The following is a 17120-nucleotide window of genomic DNA, read 5'->3' as shown; positions in this document are numbered from 1 at the left end:
CCGACGTTGCAGTTGGACTAGGGCGCGCTCCACGCGCCCGATGATTTGCCGCCCGGCGACGAGCCGCCGAGCGCACGCGGGTCGACCAGCGACAGCGTCGCGATGGTGCCGTTGTCGGACTGCTCCAGGCGGACGGCGTTGATCAGCATATCCTGATCGATCTTGAGCGCCGGGCTCTCGACATAGATCAGGGTGTTGCCCTCCCAGAGCACGCCGTCCTCGTCCCGCCAGCCCTGCACCGCGATCTCGGCCGTGGTCGACCAGCCGATCCGGCGCTTGACCTCCCACTCCGCCCGGGCCTGCGCCGCATCGTCGTCCGCCTCGCCCTCGTGCAGCACGACCAAGGGCCGGTTGCGCTTGATGCCGCCATCCTGGCTCTGCTTCTCGACCCGCAGCGCCTTCGCGCCATGGCCGTGCGCCCGCTGGCCGCGGGCGATCGCCTTGGAATGCCGGCCCGAATGGTCGAGCGTCGCCGTGGCGCGCAGGATGTTGTAGCCCTGGATCAGCGCGCCGGCGGCCCGCTTCTTTCCCGCCTTCTCGAACGAGATCGACCCGTCCGCCTTGCCGATCATCAGGAGGCCTTCGTGCCGGCAGCGCCGCTCCAGGCTTTCGAACACCGTCTCGCCGGGGATCAACTGGTGCTTGTCGAGCTGCCGCAGCTTCTCCTGCGAGATGAAGCCGACGCCGCCTGGATCGAGCTCCTTCGCGATCTCCAGGAGCGTCTTTTTCTCCCAGCGTCCGGTCTTGTGGGTCGCTGAGCAGTCGACGGCGTCCGCGCCCTTGGACCGGCCGGTCACGGTGACCTCGTGCGCATCCTTGTCGATCGCCGGCTTGTAGCAGTCGACATAGCCGGCCAGCAGCGGATCGCCGGTGGCGAGGATGGTCACCTCGGTGCCCGGGGCGAGGCGCCAGACGTCGCCGAATGCGCCCTGCTGCTCGGTGACGGCGAGCGAAAAGCTCCTCGCCGCCTGGCTCGCCCCGAACTCGGCCGACACGGATTTCCAGCCGGACAGCTCGGAGCCGCCGGCCGTCACCGTGACGATCTCGCGCATCATCGCGACGGCGCCTCGAAGACGGTCGGCATGAACGCCGCATGCGGGACATCGTTGAAGGCGGCAAGCTCGGCGGCCCGCGCGGGATCGCGGTAGAGCTGCCAGGCCCACACGGTCGCCGGCAGAGATTCGTTCGCCGTCACGCGCACGATCGGCGCCAGGGTTGCGACCGTCCGCGACAAATGCTGCGCCAGGGTGCCGCGCACCTGGTTGGCCGCCGCGTAGCTGTCCTCGTCCAGGGCGGCGGCCACGGCCTCGACGACACGGCCGCCGAGCTCGGCATAGCGGGTGCGCCATGCCACCGCCTCGCGACGCGAGGCATAGGTGCGCGCCGCTGCGCCGGCGCAGGCTTCGGCATAGGCCGCCACCGACACGGCCGCCCGGATCGCGTCCGCCTGCCGGGCCTCCGTCTGGCGCGACCGCGTCGCGCGGGCCGGCAGCACCGTCGCCGCCGCGGGCTCGGCCAGCGCCTCGAGGGCGGAGAGCGTCAGGTCGGAGGCCTCGTCGCCGGCGAACAGCCGGATGGCGCCGGCGGCGGTCGCGCCGAAGCCGACCATGCCGGCGACGCTGCCAAGCCCATCGACGGCATCGCCGAGCGCGGCGGAGACCGAGGCCGAGAGATCCGCCGGCAGGCCGGCGGCGAGCCGCGCCACGTCGATGCCAGCGAGGGCGTCGATCATGGTGAGGCGCGACGCCTCCTCGACCCAGCCGGCCACGTCGAGCGCCGGCCCGACGATGCCCATGACCGCATCCAGCGCCGGCCCGACGATGCCGGCGATGCCGTCGGCCAGGCCGACCGCCAGGCGACCGCCGAGGCCGAGCGCATAGGGAGCTGAGCCGGCACCCTCCTCGACGAAGGCGAGGTCGAACGAGGCATAGCCGCGGCGCCCCCGCTCGGCCGTGGTCGAGATGTCGAGGCAATGAACGGTCAGCGCGCCGAGCGCCGGCAGCACCAGCGCACCGGGCCCCATCTGGTTGCAAGCCGAGAACAGCGCCTCGATCTCGCCCTCGAAATCGTCGCTGGCGACGTAGGCGCGAACCGTGAAACGGCCGGCCTTGCGGCCGAGATCCTCGACGACGGGAGCGTCCCGGCCCGGAAACTCGTGCACCTGCAGGCGGCGACCACCGGCCTGCCCCTCGTTCTCGACATAGAACCGGACCCCGCGATAGGAGGCCGGGCGCAGCGTCGCCTGATAGTCGCGCATCACATCGGCCCGACGCGGCCGCCCGGCCGGGAGCCGGCCATGGAGATCCCGACCTTGGGCTGGATATTGCCGCTGCCGGTCGCCGACATGCCGGTGACCTGCGCTGGCCCCTCGACCTTGACGCGCACTTCGACCAGCGCCTTGGAGGTGGGGTCGAGGGTGACCTTGCCCGTCACGTCGACCGGCGTCGGCGCCGCAGATCCCAGCCTGTCGCGCGGTGCCTGCGGGCTGAGGGCCGCGCGATCGACCGCGAAGCCACGACGCTGATCCTCGAACTGCTGCTGCACGCGCCGATAGTCGAGCCCGCGCAGGCCAGCAACGGACCGCTGCAGCACATTGCCCGCCTGCGCTTCGACCTCTGCCTTGTCGGCCAGAGCCTTGTATTGAGCGATCTTACGGTCGAGCCGGTCGATCTCGGCATCGAGCGCAGAGCGGCGGCCGCCAACAAGAGGCATACTGTCCCATCCGCCACCTCCGCCACCGCCAGCCGCCCCTTGGCCAGCCTGTGGTGTGCTCGAAGGCGCGGGGAACATTCGCGCCGACAATCTCTTGGTCTCGTCAACGAAACGTGCGGTCGTGTCGAGCCATTCGGAGGCCATGGACGGCATGCCGCGACGCCTGGCCTCCGTCTCGGTGAAAGTCTCGCCCGGGAGCCGCGGCATCGCCTGCGCAGCCCGTTCCTTGTTGATATCGCCATAGCCGGTCGCTGGACCGATCATCTTGAGCATCCATTCGGCCTGCGACGACGACAGGCCCATTTTCATGAGAAGGCTCTTGGCCGAAGGCGTATTGCGGTCGATCGCTGCGCCGACCTTGTCGAAACTCTCCGCTATGTTCAGGACGTCTTCGGCGATGTTCTTGATCGTCGGAGCGAGCTTGCCGCCGATGATCGTCATCACGCGATCAACAGCCGCCGTCGCCTGATCCCATTTGCCGGACGTCGTGCTCATCGCGCGCGAAAGGCCGCGTGCAACAGTTCCTTGCGACTGGTCGACTTCGCGCAACTTCGCTTTGTAATCGTCCCAATTGTTCATAAGGGCGAGAATGGCGGCGCGCGATTCTTCCTCACGGAACAAGCTTCCGATGAGAGCTTGCTTCTTGATGTCCGACATACCTTTGGTGACGTCATGCAATTTCTCGATCACGACCTCGAAGGCGTTCGCGCCGCGCTTCTGGGCAGTCTCCATCAAGGCCTTCAGGTCGATCTTGACGCTCTTGAAGGCCTTGATCGTCTGCGGAGCCAGGAGCTTGCCGAACGCCTGCTTCAGGTTCGTCGCGGCCTCCGATCCCGTTCCCGTCGTCGTCTTCACGACCTCGAGCATCGCCACCAGGCGCCCCAGATCCTGCGTGCCCTTGAAGCCCAATCGCTGCGCCGCGGCGGCGACCTCAGGCATCTCACGGGCCATGTCCTTCATCTCGAACGCACCGATATTCCCGGCGGCCGCCATGCGGTCATAGGCCTCCGCGAGCTGGTCGATGCGAATCCCGAGGTTCTGCATCACGGCATTGCCGGCCTTCGCCGAATCGAGGAAGTCGGTCTGCGTCGCGGTCGCCGCCTTGATCACCGCCGGCGTCGCCGCGATGGCTGTGTCGAATGCCATGCCCGCCGCGACCAGGTTCTGCGTGACCTCGCCGAGCTGCTGACCGGTCGCGCCGAGCCGGGGCGCTTGGCGGCTGAGCGTTTCGGTGGCTGCCGCAATTTCCTTGTCGGTTGCCCCAGCCGTGATGCCGAGCTCCATCATGGTTTTTTCCAGTTCCATGTAGCGCTTGGCGGATTCCCGCACGCCTTCGATCGTCGCGCCGATCGTGGCGTAGCGGGCCATGGTTGACCACACCTCGCCGCCCACCCTGCCGAGGGTACGGTCGACCTTGCCGAGAGCGGCGAGCTTGCCCTTGATCTGGTCGAGCTTCCCCGCGACCCGGGCAAAGGCCGCGCCGCTCCGATCCGCGGCCGTGATGACGGCCCGGGCTTCCAGGGTCTTGACCATGGAGCGTCAATCCTCTTCGGAGGTGAGGTGGTCGAGCGCCGCGGCGTGCCACCAGCGCAGATCGGCGAAGGTCAGGTCCCGGAGGTCGGCGGGGCGCCAGCCGAGGCCGAAGACGAGGTCGAGGGCCGGTCCCCTGACCTCGCCTGCTGAAAAAAATCCTTGATGGCCTCGTGCACGGCCAGCACGTCCGGCAGCTTCAGCTGCGGCAGGAAATCGGCGGCCTCGCCGACGACGAGGCGCTCGGCGTAGCGACCGATCGCCTCGACGTCGTCGATCAGGGTGACGCTCTCGCCCTGGCGGGCCGGGATCTGGATGTCCCCGATCGCCTGATAGTCGGGCCAGGTCGGCATGCGAAGCACCACGGCCGTGACCTTGCCCTTGTGCCCGTCGATAGGAAGGGCCAGCGGCACGAACCGGCTGCCGTCGCCCCGGCGCTCGAAGCGCTCCGTCACGGGCCGATCCTCCGGTAGCTGGCCGAGAAGATCGACAGGCCGGTGACCTCGCCGTTCCGCCGGTTGATCTTCGGGTCACCGTGGAAGCCGCCGTCGGTCCACAGGTGCTGCACGCCGGTGTTCTCCTCGGTCAGAGTGACGTCGACGTCGGCGAGCATCAAGGCGCGCAGGTCGAGCCCCCTGTCCTCGAAATTCACCTCGGCCCCGTAGGGCTTGGATTCGATGGTGCGGTAGACCGAGCCGTCATCGTTGGCGGCGGCTTCCGTCTTGATGTTGCTCGGGTCGACATTGACCGTGCCACGAGTCACGATCAGCTCGCCGGTGGAGAGGCGGATGCGCATCTCCCCACCGAATTTCTGCGCCGGCATGGCGGCCTCCTCTCAGGTTGTGGTGTCAGGCCGCGTACTGGCTGTACAGCGTGGCGTTGGCGGCGAGGATGTCGAGCGGGTTAACCCGGTCGAGCGGCAAGAAGAAATCCACCCGGTTGGCGTTCCCCGCATTGCGCTCGACGATGATGCTCTCGGCGAAGCGCTGGTTGTTCTCGAACACGCCCTGCCGGCAGAGCTGCAGGTGGGCATGCACGAGCGTCGCCTTGATCTCCTTCGGGGTGGAGATCGCCTGCAGGGCGCCGGGATTGTCGTTGGCGATCGCCTTCTGGCCGTGCTCGTTGGCCATCTCGATGCGCAGGTAGCGCAGCCCGTAGGTGAGCTGGAACATCGCCTGGATGTCCCGGAACGTCGCATCGGGCTGGCCCAGCGGGCCGAGCTGGTAGGTGGTGACCAGCTTGTCGACCTTGACCGTGCCGGCCTTGTCCGCCGTCCAGGTCGACATGCCGGAGCCGTTGAGCGTGTTGCGGGCCGCGTAGTTCCAGCGCTGGCTGGAACCGCGCGGCGGCTTCACGCCGCTGACCGCCAGGCCGGTCTGGTTGCGGCTCACGCCGCCGGTCACGCCGTCCGACAGCCACGGGAACACCCGCGCGGCGAAGCCGGCCGCCCACAGCCAGGACGGCGTGGGGCTTGGCAGCACTGCCAGGGCGGTGCTGTGGCGGTCGTTGCGGGCCAGGCCATGCGTCGTCTGCGCCGAGAAGGTGCCGACGAAGGGATAGAGCATGTGGCCGTAGATCTGCCGGTTGAAGGCCCACCGGCCGGACACGTCGTCCAGGGCAGTCTGGATCGCCGCCAGGTTGGCGCTGTCGCTCCAGGGGTTGACGATAAGGTCGTACTCCTCGTCGCCCATGGCGGCGAGAACGGCGCTGACCGAAGGCGTGCCGGCGCCGGCCGTGCTCGTGGCGATGGTGAGCACGCCGCCGCCGAATATGTTCGAGGCGGCGCTGGTCCCCGTCCAGAAGTCGAGCTCGCCGAACAGGGCGCCGAGATGGCGCGCGGTGACAGTGACGACATTGGTCGCCGCCGCGGCGGTCACCGGCAGCATTGCGCCGGTGTTGAGGTCGACATAGGCGTTGATCGCGGCCGCCAGGGACGTCGCCACGATGGCCGCGGTGTCCGACGCGCCGATCGTCACCTGCAGCCGCTCGCCGGCGATCTCGATGATGCCGACGCCGGCCTTGCCCGGCAGGGCGCCGACGGTCAGGGTCCAGGTCTGCGCCGTGCCGGTGTCGGTGACCGAAGCTGCCCAGATCTCGGCCGTCGGGGCGTTGGCCCGGGCGATGCGGTACATCTGCGCGAGCTGCGAGCCGGCGCCCCAGCGGGTGTTGGCCTCGAGCTGGGAGGCGACGGGATAGAGCGAGCCGTCGGCGCCGTTGCCGGCCGAGATCTTGTGGCCGAGCAGGAGGAGGCGGGACCGGCCATCGTAGGGACTGCCGCCGCTGTTGACCTCCATGGTCATGAGCGGGGCGACCAGGCCGCTCCCGGGAATGGAATTGAAGGCGACGGACATGGATTACTCCTTCGCAGCGCGGCGGGACGGCGCGGCCGGCGCCGGGACGGGAGCCGGCACGACGACGACGTCGCCATCGTCGATCAGCCGGCGCCAAAAGAAGTCCATGGCGTCGGGATCGACCGGCGCACCATCGGCCGGCAGCAGGACATAGCGGCCAGCCGACAGCGGCCGGTCCGGCATCGGGATTTGCGCGTCCGGGACGGCAGGACGGACGGTGACGGTGGTCATGGGCTCTCCGGGGCGGCCAGCTGCCATTTCAGGAGGGGGTCTTCGAGCCGCGTCAGCAGCTCGGGCGGGGGCGTCAGGCCGGCGATGGTCCTGATCACCTGCAGGTTGCGGCTGTTGGCCGGCAGGCCGGCGGCGAGCGTCGACAGCGGCTCCGGCAAGAAGCCGATCGGATCCGGATGCTGCTCCGCGCCCATGCTGAGCGACATCGGCAACATCCGTGGCAGCGAGAGCAGCCGAAAGGCGGTGTAATCGAACACCGCATCCGGCCAGATCGATTCGGTGTGGACCGACCAGGTGACGGTGCGCGCCGCCAGGCGGGTCTTGCCCTCGGCAACGCGCAGCGGCACCGAATGGGTGTCGCGGACCTCGCGGGCCACGACACGGAACTTGGCGTCGATCCCGTATCGCAAGATCCGCTCGATCTGCCCCTCGAGGAGATCGAGCAGGCCCTCGTGCTCCGCGTCGGTCACCACCATGTCGGCCGAGCCGACCGTCTCGGTCGTGCCGTCCGGTGCCTGCACTTCCATGGTGCCGCGCAGCGCGAGCATCAGCTCGAAGACGAGGTCGACGGTGCGATCGATCGGTTCGATGCCGTCGCCATAGGCGCCGCCGCGCTCGGTCTCGGTATAGAGCATGACGATCGGGCGAGGCTCGACCTCGTCGAGCTGATCGACCACGTCCATGCGGGTGTCGTAGATTCGCGGGCCGGCGATGGTCGGCCAGCGCGCACCCTCGACGCCGTACAGAGCCGACGGCGCGAGCGTCTCCAGCGTGGCGATGCGCAGCGCGAGGCGGTGCAGGCCCATCAGATCGCCTCGATCGGGATGCGGCGCCAGAGATATGCGCCGGTGTGGCCGGTGCCGATCCGCCAGCGCGTCCCATCGGCCTGGCGCAGGATCACGTCGCCACGCCGCAGGTCGATCGCCGGATCGGCTATGTCGATCGCCGGCTTGCCGACCCTCACGCCCGGCCTGTGCTGGGAGCGCAAGTCGTAGGCGTTCGGGGTGCGCAGCTCGCCGGGATCGTCCACCCAGATCGCGCGCAGATCGAAGGGCTGCCGGCTGGTATCGGGCGCCGGCGCCGCGTTGGGATCGGTGCCGAAACGCATCGGCGTGACCGAGAAGGTCTCGCCGTACCAGTCGAGCAGAGGCGCGGCCGCCGCCGTGGCGGCCGCGTCGAAGGCGGTCACGTCACTGCACCTTGAAACGTGCGCTGGCGTTCGGGCGGCCCATGACCACGATGCCGCGCGATTCGGTATAGGCGAAGCGCCGCGGCGGGTTGTTGTCGGTGTAGACCGTCTGGTAGAGGTCGATCGACACGATCGTGCTCTCGGTCGGCACCGCTCCGAAGGCCCGGATGCCTTCGATCGCCTGCGAGGCAAGGATCACGTCATAGTCGTCGATGAACTTCTGCGCGTTGCCGGCATCGTCCTCGTAAGTCTGCTGATAGACCCAGATGTTGGTGTTGCCGACGCGGCCCATGAGCGCGCCCATGGAGACATCGACCGGGGCGATCTCGACAGTGTCGCTCCGCCCCAGATTGCGGTCGAGGAACTTGTCGAACTTGGGATCGACGCGAAACAGCTTCCAGGCCTCGGTGCCGAAGACGACGTCGGTCGGAAAGACGCCGCTCTTGCTCAACACCAGCGTCAGCCATGCCTCGAGGTTGTCGACCGGGCTGACTCCGGCCTGGCCCCATCGGTTGGCGCCGGCAAGGGTGACCTTCAACCCTGCGTCGCGACCGAGGTCGAGCACCGCGTCGCCGAGGTCCTCGGTTGCGATGGTGAGCGCCGCATCCCGCAGCATCGTGGCCGCGAACCACTCCAGGCGGCGCAGCCAGGCCTTGCGCTGCTCGGCAATCTTGTCGACTGTCAGCGCCTCGAGGCGGTCGGCCGGGGTGACCTCGCCCGCGTAGCGCTCGCCCGCCCGGCGCTTCATCGCCTTGGCCGGGTTGACGGCATCGTTCATCTTCATCGGCAAAGGCTTGAACAGCTTGGTCACGTAGCCGCCGGTGGTCACCGGCCGACCCGGCGCGTCCTCGTGAACGAAGGGCGCCAGCTTGGCCCCACGGGTGATGATGTCGAGGTCGACCGTCTCGGTGTCGAACGTCATCACCGACGGATAGAACTTCTCCAGCAGGAACGTCCGCGGGGTCTGCACCTTGGCTTCGAGAACGCGCGCCAGGGTGTGGGTGTCATAGAGCGTCGCCATGGTGGCGCAATCCTCTCGATGTCGGTGGAAGGAACCGCGGCGGACCGCCGCGGCAACGGGTCAGGCCAGGACGGCGCCCCGGTCAGAGCGTCAGCGGCGAGCGCAGGAAGATGCCGGAGCCGGCGAAGGCCGCCTTGAGCGCCGCAGCGGTCCAGCTCGCATCCATGGCCAGGAGGTCGGGGTTGAACTGGCCGAGCTTGTAGACCGGCCCAACCAGGTCGCCGGCGGAGGCGTCGACCGCATCGACGGTGATGCCGCGCGGCACCTGCGAGCCGTCATTGGCGGACGCGACGCACTTGATCCACTTGCCCGAGGCGGTGACGCGGCCGACGACGGTCCACTGCAGCAGGGTCTGCCCGGACAGGATGGTCTCCGGCTCGGCGAAGACCTTGAGATCGCCGACCACCACGTGTGTCGGCGAGAAGGATGCGGTTTCGACCAGGTTGCGCGCCATGGCGGTGATCCTGTTTGCGAGGGTGGGAGGGGAGGCCGCCTCAGGCGGCCTTGCCGGCGACGCGGTCGAGCGCGCCCATCAGGCGCTCGGCCGGATCGTTGTTCTTGTCGGCGGCGGGGGCCGCGTCCGGAGCGATGTTCGGGTTCGGCACGCGCCCATCGAGGCGCGCCCCCTTGGCCTCCTCGGGCGCCTTGACGAGGATGGCTGCAGCCGCCTCGACCGAGAGCTCGGTCTCGAAGGCGAGATGTTCGGCGAGCTCGCGGCGGCTCTTCGCCGCGTCGCTGCCGAGGATGGCCTTGCCACGGGCCCGCTCGGCCGAGGCCCCGGCGGCGAGGCCAGCCTTATGCCCCTCGGCACGGGCCGCCTCGATCGCCTGCGCCGACGCCATGGCGGGGGCCGGGGGCGCGGCGGGCGCAGTCTCGGGATTCGCGGCAGCGTGGACCGCCGCAAGCAAGGAGGTTTCCATGGTCTGTCTCCTGATGGGGCGGTCAGCCCCGGTTGACGGCCTTGACGAAGGCCGCGAAGGCATCGTTCGCCGGGCCGACCGCATCGGCGAGGCCTACGGCAACCGCCTCGGACCCGCGATAGTCCTGGGCTTCGGTCGCCAGGGCGCGGCCCCGGTCGAGCCGGGCGCCGCGATAGCGGCCCACCGCGCCGGCGAAGGTCTGGCGCATGCTCTCCAGCTCGGCGCGGATCCTGCCCGCGACGGCATCGGGCAGCGGCTCGAAGGGATTGCCATCGGCCTTGTGCGCGCCGGCGGCGAGGATCGTCACCCGCACGCCATCCTTGGCGAGCCGCTCGGAATAGTCGGCATGGAGCGTGATCACGCCGATCGACCCGGCCCGCCCGGTCTCGGGCAGGACCACCTGGCGCGCAGGGGCCGCCAAGAGATAGCCCGCCGACAGCGCGTGGTCGGTGAGGATGGCGATGGTCGGCTTGAGCTTCGATAGGCCGGCGATCATGTCCGCCGTCTCGAAAGCCCCCGCCACCTCGCCGCCGAAGCTATCGACCTCGAACGCGACGCCCTTGACGGCGTCCGAGCGCGCCGCCCGGACGATCTGGCTCTGCAGGCCCTGATACGAGGTGCGGCCCGAATAGGAGCCGACATAGGCGCCCTTATGCACCAACGTGCCCTCGACCGGGATGACGGCGACGCCGTCGACCAGGTCGAACGGGGCGAGGCCCTCTCGGTCATAGGCTCGTCCGAGCCGGTCGCCGACCCGGCCCGCGGACGGGCGGCCGCCGGAGAAGGCGATGTGCTCGATCGCCTCCGCGCCGAGCACCATGACGCCACCCTCGACGATGCGGCCGCCGAGTGCGGCGGCGATGGCGCTCGCCTTGCGGGCATCCACCATCAGCGGCGTGTCGAACAGGCGCGCCGCGATCTCCGGGCGAAGGATGGTCATGCCGGCACTCCCTCGGCCTGCGGGGCAGCGTCGGCCCCCTGCGCCGCCTCGGCGGCGATGATGGTGGCGGTGCTGGTGGTAACGCGCTGCACGCCCTTCTCGGCCAGGACCTCATTCTCGAAGGCGATCTGGTCGATGACCTCCTCCCAGTCGCCACCCTGCTCGGCGCATTCCGCCTCGAGCGTCGACAGCACCCCGTCGATCCGCACGCCGGCGGCCTGCGCTTCCTTCACCGGGTCGACGTAGCCGCGGCCCGGCCCGATCCAGCGGGCCTGCGTCCAGGCCCCGGGCATGTCCCAAAAGGCCGGCGCGCCAGCCGGCACGCTGACGTAGCCGCGATCGAAAGCCTCCTCGAGGAACGCGAGATAGATCGGCGCCACCACCTGGTCGACGAAGGTCGAGAACAGGCGGCGGATCGCCCGCCAGACCTCGTTCAGGGCGGCCCGCGCCGAGGAATAGTTCGTGCGAGACCAGTCCATGGCCAGCTGCTCGTAGGAGAGCCCGAGCGCCGAGGCGATCGACTGCAGGAACGCCGACTGGAAGTCGCGAAAGGCCGCGCTCTGCCGCGGCGCGTTGTTCATGGCGATCTCGTCGCCGATCGGCAGCACCGGGATGCGCACGCCGCCGATGCGCGGCGGATTCTTTTCGTAGAACTTCAGCCGCTCGTCCGCGAAGGTGGATGAGGCGATATTGACCAGCGCCGTCGCCTCGGCCTGCGGCAGGTTCGACTTGACGAAGGCGGCGAACAGGGCGTTGACCGCTGCGGCAGCGAGCTCGTGATCGGCGTGCTTGCCGAGCATCCGCAGCTGCACCATCAAGGCCGCGAACGGCGTGACGCCGCGGGCCTGGTCCTCCTCCTCCGGCTCGAATCCATGGATGAAGATCGGCCGTCCCCAGTCGGTGCGGGCCGGCACGCGCTCCCAGCTCGACCCGTCGCCGGCGCCGATCCAGTCGCCGGGGTGCCGGTTGCGGATATGCGCCGCCACCACCTCGCCCTCGGCGGTGATCTCCAGGCCGCCGCGCAGCGTCGCCTTGTCGGCCGCGCCGCTTGGATTGGAGATGCGCGCCGGGTGCACGACGCGCACGCAGGTCGCATAGCGCGTGCCGCCATCCGGCCGCCATTTCAGGACGGCCGCGCACTCGTTCGATGTGATGTAGCGCCGGCCGAGCTGCCGCAGCAGGCCCGGCATCATCACCTTGCGCTGCGCGTCGCAGCGGCGCAGCGGGTCGTAGGCGAACAGACGCCACTCCGCCTCGATTTGCCGGCGAACCGCCCGGGTCTGCTCCGGCGTCAAGCCGAGGGCCGCGGCGTCCGGCTTGGCCGAAAGGCGCAGGCCTGCGCCGACCAGCATGTCGAGCAGGCGCGAGATCGCGGCGCGCGCATGCGGGTTGTTGCGGCCGAGATCGGCGACGCGCGCTTCGGTGATGTCCTTATCCGGCAGGATCGCCGCATCGGCCGAGAGGTAGGGCGGCCGCCACGCCGCCGTCTCCTGTGCCGTGGTCGACGCGGCACGGTAGGCGGACGCCATCGCGCTCTTGCTCGACCAGCGGATGCCGGGAGCCGGCCGCGCCGAGAACGACATCAGAAGATCACCCCGATCGCGCCGGGCGGCGGGCAGGCGCCAAGCTGCGCCTCGAGGCGCTTGATGTAGGCTTCGAGGTCGGACCGGTTCATCGGCGTGAACTTGGTGCGCCGGCCTTCGACATCGAGCTCGACGACGGCGGCGCCGGTCAGCAGCCGATGCAGCACCGCCCTGGCCTGCTCGAGCATTTCGGCAGTGGTCATTCGTCGAGCCCTTGGTTGAGCCGCGCCAGGCGGTCGAAGATCGATTCCGGCTTCGCCGGCGGCGGCGCCGCATGCTCGGCGGCGCGGTTGCTGGCCCGGGCCTGTATCGGCGCCGGGGTGAAGAGGTCCGGCGTCACCACGCCGTCGGGGACACCGCGCATTTCGGCCAGCGTCTGCCAGTCTGCCGGCGACATGCTGTTGAGGCCGAGATGGTCGGCGAGCGCCATGTTGCCGATGCGGCAGTCGAGATAGTGGTTCTCGCCGCGCTTGGCCCAGCGCCGGCCGGTGACGCGGCCGCGCACGGTGATGTCTTCGAGATATTCCGACGTGATCTGCTTGAAGTAGATCTCGTCGAGCCACAGCCCGAAATGGCAGAACCCGGGCGGATCCCAGGTCGAGCCGTCCGCCGCTATCCGCGTCTTGCGCAGGTTGTCGTAGTGCTCGCGCTTCAGCGACCAGGTGCCCGTCTTCCAGAGCCGGGCGCCGTTCTTCTGCACCTTCCCGTCGAGCGTGATGTCGACCAGCTTCGCCTGCGCGCTGATCGCCGGCCTGGCCCATCCATCTTCACCCTTGAAGGCGTAGGCATCGAGCCGGGCCGAGGTCCAGGCGAGCACCTGGTTGACGCGGCCACCGTCGCCGGCATCGACGCCGATCGCATCCAGCGAGCGCCGCTTGCCCCAGGCGTCTTCGTAGGTCCGCTCATAGAATTCGCCGAGCAGAGACCAGGCGCCGCGCCGGTGGTCGGTGGTGTCGCCGTCGATGAAGGCGACGTCGACCGTCCAGCTGCGCTTGTCCGGCGCCCACGCCACCACCTCGACGTAGAGGCCGGAGTGCTGGACGTCGACCATGGCGGTCAGCATCAGCGCCTGGGCCGGAATCCGACGCCGGTCGTAGGGCTCGCGCCGCTCCATCAGCCGGATATGGTCCGGCGCGTCGCCCCGAAACTTGTAGGGCAGGCCGAGGACAACGTTGGTGAAGTCCTTCCTATCCTTCTCGGACCGCTGCGCCGTTCGATAATCCTCCGCGATGGCCTCGAAGCTCATCATCAGCGAGATGAAAGCGTCGATGTGGAAACCAGGATGACGCGATGGATCATCCGGATACGTCGCCACCCAGCGGCCGCCGCGCACCATCAGCACCCGGTCGAGCTCGGTGATGACGCAGCCGGCGCCGATGCACTCGTAGAACGAGTTCTTGGGCTCGCGCAGGTCGGGCCGGAAGCGGTCGAACGTAAAGACCTGCTCCGTGTCGCAGTGCGGGCAGGTCACATGCCAGAAGCGCTGGTCCGACCGCTTGAACGACAGGTCGATGCGGCAGTGTCCAGCCGTCTCGCCGCTGTCATCGCCCGTATCGACCTCAGGCGTCGAAATTTCGAGTATTTTCCAGCCTTTTGTGCGTCGAAACGCGGTAAAACGGCCAAAAAACAAGGTTTCTGGGTCGCCAAAGCCCGGAATATTCTCCCACTTGGAGACCTCGTCCTTAACCCCCTTCTTCGCCGTCTTTGAACTCAGGTCCATGACGGCGTTGGCATTGGCCAGGGACAGGTATCCGCCGGCGAATTTCTTTTCAAAAGTTGAGCTTCCCGCCGCCGACCTCGACGTCTGCGGCAGGAAAACCGTCCGCTTCGCCCGCTTCTGGAAGGCGTCGATCAGCGGCTGCAACTTCTGCGAATTCAGCTTGCGCAGCGCGTCGATGCCCGGGACGGCATAGATCATGTTCGCAGGTTCGCGGTCGGCCACATAGAGCGCCCACCCCATCGCCAGGATCGAGGCGCCGCTCTGCTGGCTCTTGCGGATCGTCACCTGGTTGCAGGGATGATCGTCGGACAGGCAGTCGGCAATCTCGGCGAGATATGGCGCGCCGGCGCTGCTCCAGAGCTGGCCGGCCAGTTCGCCATCGACCAGGACGAGATTTTCCGAAAGCCATTTCGACAGGGGCAGCGGCGGACGCGGCCTGATCGCCTCGGCCAGGCCGCCGGCGATCAGGCGTAGCGCGTTCGGATGGCCCGTCACGCCGCGTCCTCGACAAGCTCACCATCGAACAGGGGCGCGCCGTTCGACAACCGCGCCATGACGTCGGCGATGTCGGCGCGCTGCTGGCTGGCGAAGGCCCTCAGCGCGACGCGAAGGCCATGCGGCCCGTCGCGCCCGACCGCTGCCGCAAAGTCATCGGCCTGCGCCGCGAGCCGGTCGACAATCGCCGCGATCTCAGCCCCGATGACCGAGATGGCAGTCTCGATGCCCTGCCGCCGCACTAGGTCGCCGCGCAGCTCATCGAGCTCGAGGCCGCGCCGATGCGCCTCATACCAGGCCTTTTTGCGCTGGGCCTCGTCCAGACTTTCAGGATCGAATGCCGGTGCCGCCGACTTCGGCGGCTGCGGTGCCTGCGCCTTGAACGGGTCGCCGAAGCGTCCCCGCAGATGATCGTACTGCGCCACATCGACAGCCGACACGCGCCCACGGCCGTCGCGCTCGACCCTCAACCCATGCTTCGCCACCAGCTCGGCGACCTTCTGGGAGACGGTCGGCTTCGACACGCCGTCCCGTTCCGCGATCTGCGAGATCGACAACATGAACAGGCCGGGCGCGCCATCGCTGTTAGGCGGCATACACACCTCTGTTAGGGCTGTTAGCCCGGATTTCGGAACGGCATTACTGGCAAAATCCCGGGCCGCCGCGCGTCGCGACCGGCTGGGGGCGGCGGAAGGACCCGAGGCCGGGGGCACCCCCTCCCGGCCTGCCCGGCCTGCCCGGCCCGGCGCGTCCGGTCGGGGCAGCCGGCGGTGGCGATCAGACGCCGCGCGCGGCCTTGATCCGGTCGATCTCGCGGCCCAGCTCGTGAAGCATGCGGGCCGAGAGGCGGGTGTCCACCTCCTGCTCCAGCAGCGTGCGCGCCTCGTCTTCGAGGAGGGGCTTGGGCACGGCCGGGCCGTACAGCTGCTTAATCGGCAGCCTTGACTTGCCCTTGCGGGCGAACACCCCGATGTGGCCTGTCTTCATGCCGGCCACGAATGCGTGGCGATGCATGCCCCACTTCGGCACGATCACGCCCTTGGCAGTTTGGCGCGCGCTCCCGCCCGCCAACTGCGCGAACTTGTACAGCGTGATGTACGGGCCTTTGGCGACCATCTCCCAGGTCAGCTTGGCCGGCCCGGCGGGATAGGTCCGCACCTGCGTCTTGACGTAGCGCACGGGCAGCTGCGTCTTGGCGGCCGCATACCGAACGGCCTTCATCACGACGCGGTCGCCGGTGTGGTTGATGGCGGCCGCATAGGCGCGATTGCGCCGATCGGCCTGCACCAGATCGCGGAAGGCCGCCTCCAGCGCCGCGATGGTGCCGCCGACCTGGATCGAGATCATCGCCCGAGACGCGTCCTGGCCTTCACCAGGCGGCGCATCGCATCGGCCACGTCGTCGCGCGCCGATCGCGCAACGAAGGCAATGGCATCCCGGGCGGAGACGACATCCCGGCGCACCACGGCCGACGCCGCGCGCACGATCGCCTCGCGCCGTTCCGAGCAGCTGCACATGGTGGGGCCCTGAAACGACGAAGGGCCCGCCGAAGCCGGCAGGCCCTTCACAAGTCTTCATGGTCGGATATAGCGCAAGCGCTACACCCCATACAAGCCCCTTTTTTCAAGCCGCTTGCAAGAGGGAAGCGGCCATCGTCGCCCATGGTCGCCGCGGTGCGGCCGGCGGCAGCGGATCATGATTCGCGAGCCTGCCGACCAAATCGGCCGCGAGCACTTCGAGGCCCGCGAGCCAGATCAGGTATTCGGCCCGGTCGCGTGCGACCTGCGCGTGCGTCGGCTCGTACTCGACCGGGCAAGCCGCGCCCTTCCGCATGCGCTGATGCGAGTCATAGGCCGCTTCAGCCGTCATGATCCCCGTCTTGGGGTGCCGGTAGAACAGCTGCTCGCCCGTGTCTGGATCGACGCGCCACACCTTGACCTTGCCGTTGAGCTCGTGCCGCAGCCTCTTGATCCGCGGAATGTCCGTGCAATGCGGCCGGGTTGCGGCACGCCCATGCATCACGATCAGCGCCGCCGGCCGCATCGACAGCGTGGCGAGGCAAGCGTCGAGCGGATGCAACACGGTGCGCCCATCCGGCAACGTCTTGTCGCGAAAACGCAACGCTCCGCCGGCAGCGCCCAACGTCAGCCGCCGCAGATCGGCCCAATCCATGGCGAGATCCCGCAACCGGCCCACGGCGGCCTCGACCTCTATCGCGTCGGAATGCGCTTCGCCCATCCACTGGTGATGGGCCGGAGGTGGCAGGCCCGTCCCTGTTCCACGCACGCCCGTCACCATCCACGACGTGCCGGCACCGCTCGACACCGTGTCCCGCTTCGGGAGCTCCTCCCGGTAGGCCCAGCGTACCAGCTGCTCGATATCGATCGCCTTCACCCCAAACTCCTGCCCTTACGAAGGTCGCGAAGGT

General features: G+C 68.8%; 20 protein-coding genes. All 20 read right to left on the bottom strand.

The window, feature by feature from the left end:
• Positions 1 to 17: 17 nt before the first annotated feature.
• Positions 18 to 1055 carry a phage baseplate assembly protein gene (locus QO011_RS29130; RefSeq protein ID WP_307280185.1) on the bottom strand — a complete coding sequence of 346 codons (1038 nt, stop codon included), beginning with the start codon at positions 1053 to 1055 and terminating at the stop codon, positions 18 to 20.
• Positions 1052 to 2257 (bottom strand): DNA circularization N-terminal domain-containing protein, encoded by a 1206-nt coding sequence (locus tag QO011_RS29125; protein ID WP_307280183.1) that lies wholly within the window; start codon positions 2255 to 2257, stop codon positions 1052 to 1054. The genes QO011_RS29130 and QO011_RS29125 overlap by 4 nt, the downstream gene beginning before the upstream one ends.
• On the bottom strand, positions 2257 to 4245 hold the full coding sequence (locus QO011_RS29120; protein WP_307280182.1) for a phage tail tape measure protein: 1989 nt from the start codon (positions 4243 to 4245) through the stop codon (positions 2257 to 2259). The genes QO011_RS29125 and QO011_RS29120 overlap by 1 nt, the downstream gene beginning before the upstream one ends.
• 71 nt (positions 4246 to 4316) lie before the next feature.
• Positions 4317 to 4697 (bottom strand): hypothetical protein, encoded by a 381-nt coding sequence (locus QO011_RS29115; RefSeq protein ID WP_307280180.1) that lies wholly within the window; start codon positions 4695 to 4697, stop codon positions 4317 to 4319.
• Positions 4694 to 5065, bottom strand: a complete 372-nt coding sequence (locus QO011_RS29110; protein WP_307280177.1) for a phage tail tube protein — start codon at positions 5063 to 5065, stop codon at positions 4694 to 4696. Before QO011_RS29110 ends, QO011_RS29115 begins: the two co-directional genes overlap by 4 nt.
• 25 nt (positions 5066 to 5090) lie before the next feature.
• Positions 5091 to 6593, bottom strand: a complete 1503-nt coding sequence (locus QO011_RS29105; protein WP_307280174.1) for a phage tail sheath subtilisin-like domain-containing protein — start codon at positions 6591 to 6593, stop codon at positions 5091 to 5093.
• Between the two features lie 3 nt (positions 6594 to 6596).
• Positions 6597 to 6824 (bottom strand): hypothetical protein, encoded by a 228-nt coding sequence (locus QO011_RS29100; RefSeq protein WP_307280170.1) that lies wholly within the window; start codon positions 6822 to 6824, stop codon positions 6597 to 6599.
• The gene (locus QO011_RS29095) at positions 6821 to 7630 is read right to left on the bottom strand and encodes a hypothetical protein (protein WP_307280167.1); all 810 of its coding nucleotides are present in this window, start codon (positions 7628 to 7630) and stop codon (positions 6821 to 6823) included. Before QO011_RS29095 ends, QO011_RS29100 begins: the two co-directional genes overlap by 4 nt.
• The gene (locus tag QO011_RS29090) at positions 7630 to 8013 is read right to left on the bottom strand and encodes a hypothetical protein (protein WP_307280165.1); all 384 of its coding nucleotides are present in this window, start codon (positions 8011 to 8013) and stop codon (positions 7630 to 7632) included. Before QO011_RS29090 ends, QO011_RS29095 begins: the two co-directional genes overlap by 1 nt.
• Position 8014: 1 nt before the next feature.
• Positions 8015 to 9034, bottom strand: a complete 1020-nt coding sequence (locus tag QO011_RS29085) for a major capsid protein (protein WP_307280161.1) — start codon at positions 9032 to 9034, stop codon at positions 8015 to 8017.
• An 82-nt stretch (positions 9035 to 9116) separates the two neighbouring features.
• Entirely contained in the window at positions 9117 to 9488 is a 372-nt protein-coding gene (locus QO011_RS29080; protein ID WP_307280160.1) for a head decoration protein, read from the bottom strand.
• A 40-nt stretch (positions 9489 to 9528) separates the two neighbouring features.
• The gene (locus tag QO011_RS29075; RefSeq protein ID WP_307280157.1) at positions 9529 to 9954 is read right to left on the bottom strand and encodes a hypothetical protein; all 426 of its coding nucleotides are present in this window, start codon (positions 9952 to 9954) and stop codon (positions 9529 to 9531) included.
• Positions 9955 to 9976: 22 nt separating this feature from the next.
• On the bottom strand, positions 9977 to 10894 hold the full coding sequence (locus QO011_RS29070) for a S49 family peptidase (RefSeq protein WP_307280154.1): 918 nt from the start codon (positions 10892 to 10894) through the stop codon (positions 9977 to 9979).
• A complete protein-coding gene (locus QO011_RS29065; RefSeq protein ID WP_307280151.1) occupies positions 10891 to 12477 on the bottom strand; it encodes a phage portal protein in 1587 nt (528 codons plus the stop codon). The genes QO011_RS29070 and QO011_RS29065 overlap by 4 nt, the downstream gene beginning before the upstream one ends.
• Positions 12477 to 12680: a gpW family head-tail joining protein gene (gene gpW, locus QO011_RS29060; RefSeq protein ID WP_307280146.1), complete on the bottom strand. Its 204-nt coding sequence runs from the start codon at positions 12678 to 12680 to the stop codon at positions 12477 to 12479. Before gpW ends, QO011_RS29065 begins: the two co-directional genes overlap by 1 nt.
• Entirely contained in the window at positions 12677 to 14692 is a 2016-nt protein-coding gene (locus QO011_RS29055) for a phage terminase large subunit family protein (RefSeq protein ID WP_307280142.1), read from the bottom strand. Before QO011_RS29055 ends, gpW begins: the two co-directional genes overlap by 4 nt.
• Complete coding sequence (locus tag QO011_RS29050) at positions 14689 to 15288, bottom strand: DUF1441 family protein (protein WP_307280139.1); 600 nt, start codon at positions 15286 to 15288, stop codon at positions 14689 to 14691. Before QO011_RS29050 ends, QO011_RS29055 begins: the two co-directional genes overlap by 4 nt.
• A gap of 181 nt (positions 15289 to 15469) precedes the next feature.
• Complete coding sequence (locus QO011_RS29045; protein WP_307280136.1) at positions 15470 to 16039, bottom strand: phage tail protein; 570 nt, start codon at positions 16037 to 16039, stop codon at positions 15470 to 15472.
• A complete protein-coding gene (locus QO011_RS29040; protein WP_307280134.1) occupies positions 16036 to 16260 on the bottom strand; it encodes a hypothetical protein in 225 nt (74 codons plus the stop codon). Before QO011_RS29040 ends, QO011_RS29045 begins: the two co-directional genes overlap by 4 nt.
• Before the next feature lie 55 nt (positions 16261 to 16315).
• Entirely contained in the window at positions 16316 to 17086 is a 771-nt protein-coding gene (locus tag QO011_RS29035; RefSeq protein ID WP_307280132.1) for a hypothetical protein, read from the bottom strand.
• Positions 17087 to 17120: the final 34 nt, after the last annotated feature.

The organism is Labrys wisconsinensis (genome assembly GCF_030814995.1).
In the GTDB taxonomy this organism is placed as follows: Bacteria; Pseudomonadota; Alphaproteobacteria; order Rhizobiales; family Labraceae; genus Labrys; species Labrys wisconsinensis.
The sequence above is the reverse complement of the archived record's forward strand: the minus strand, read 5'-3'. Positions and strand labels throughout refer to the sequence as shown.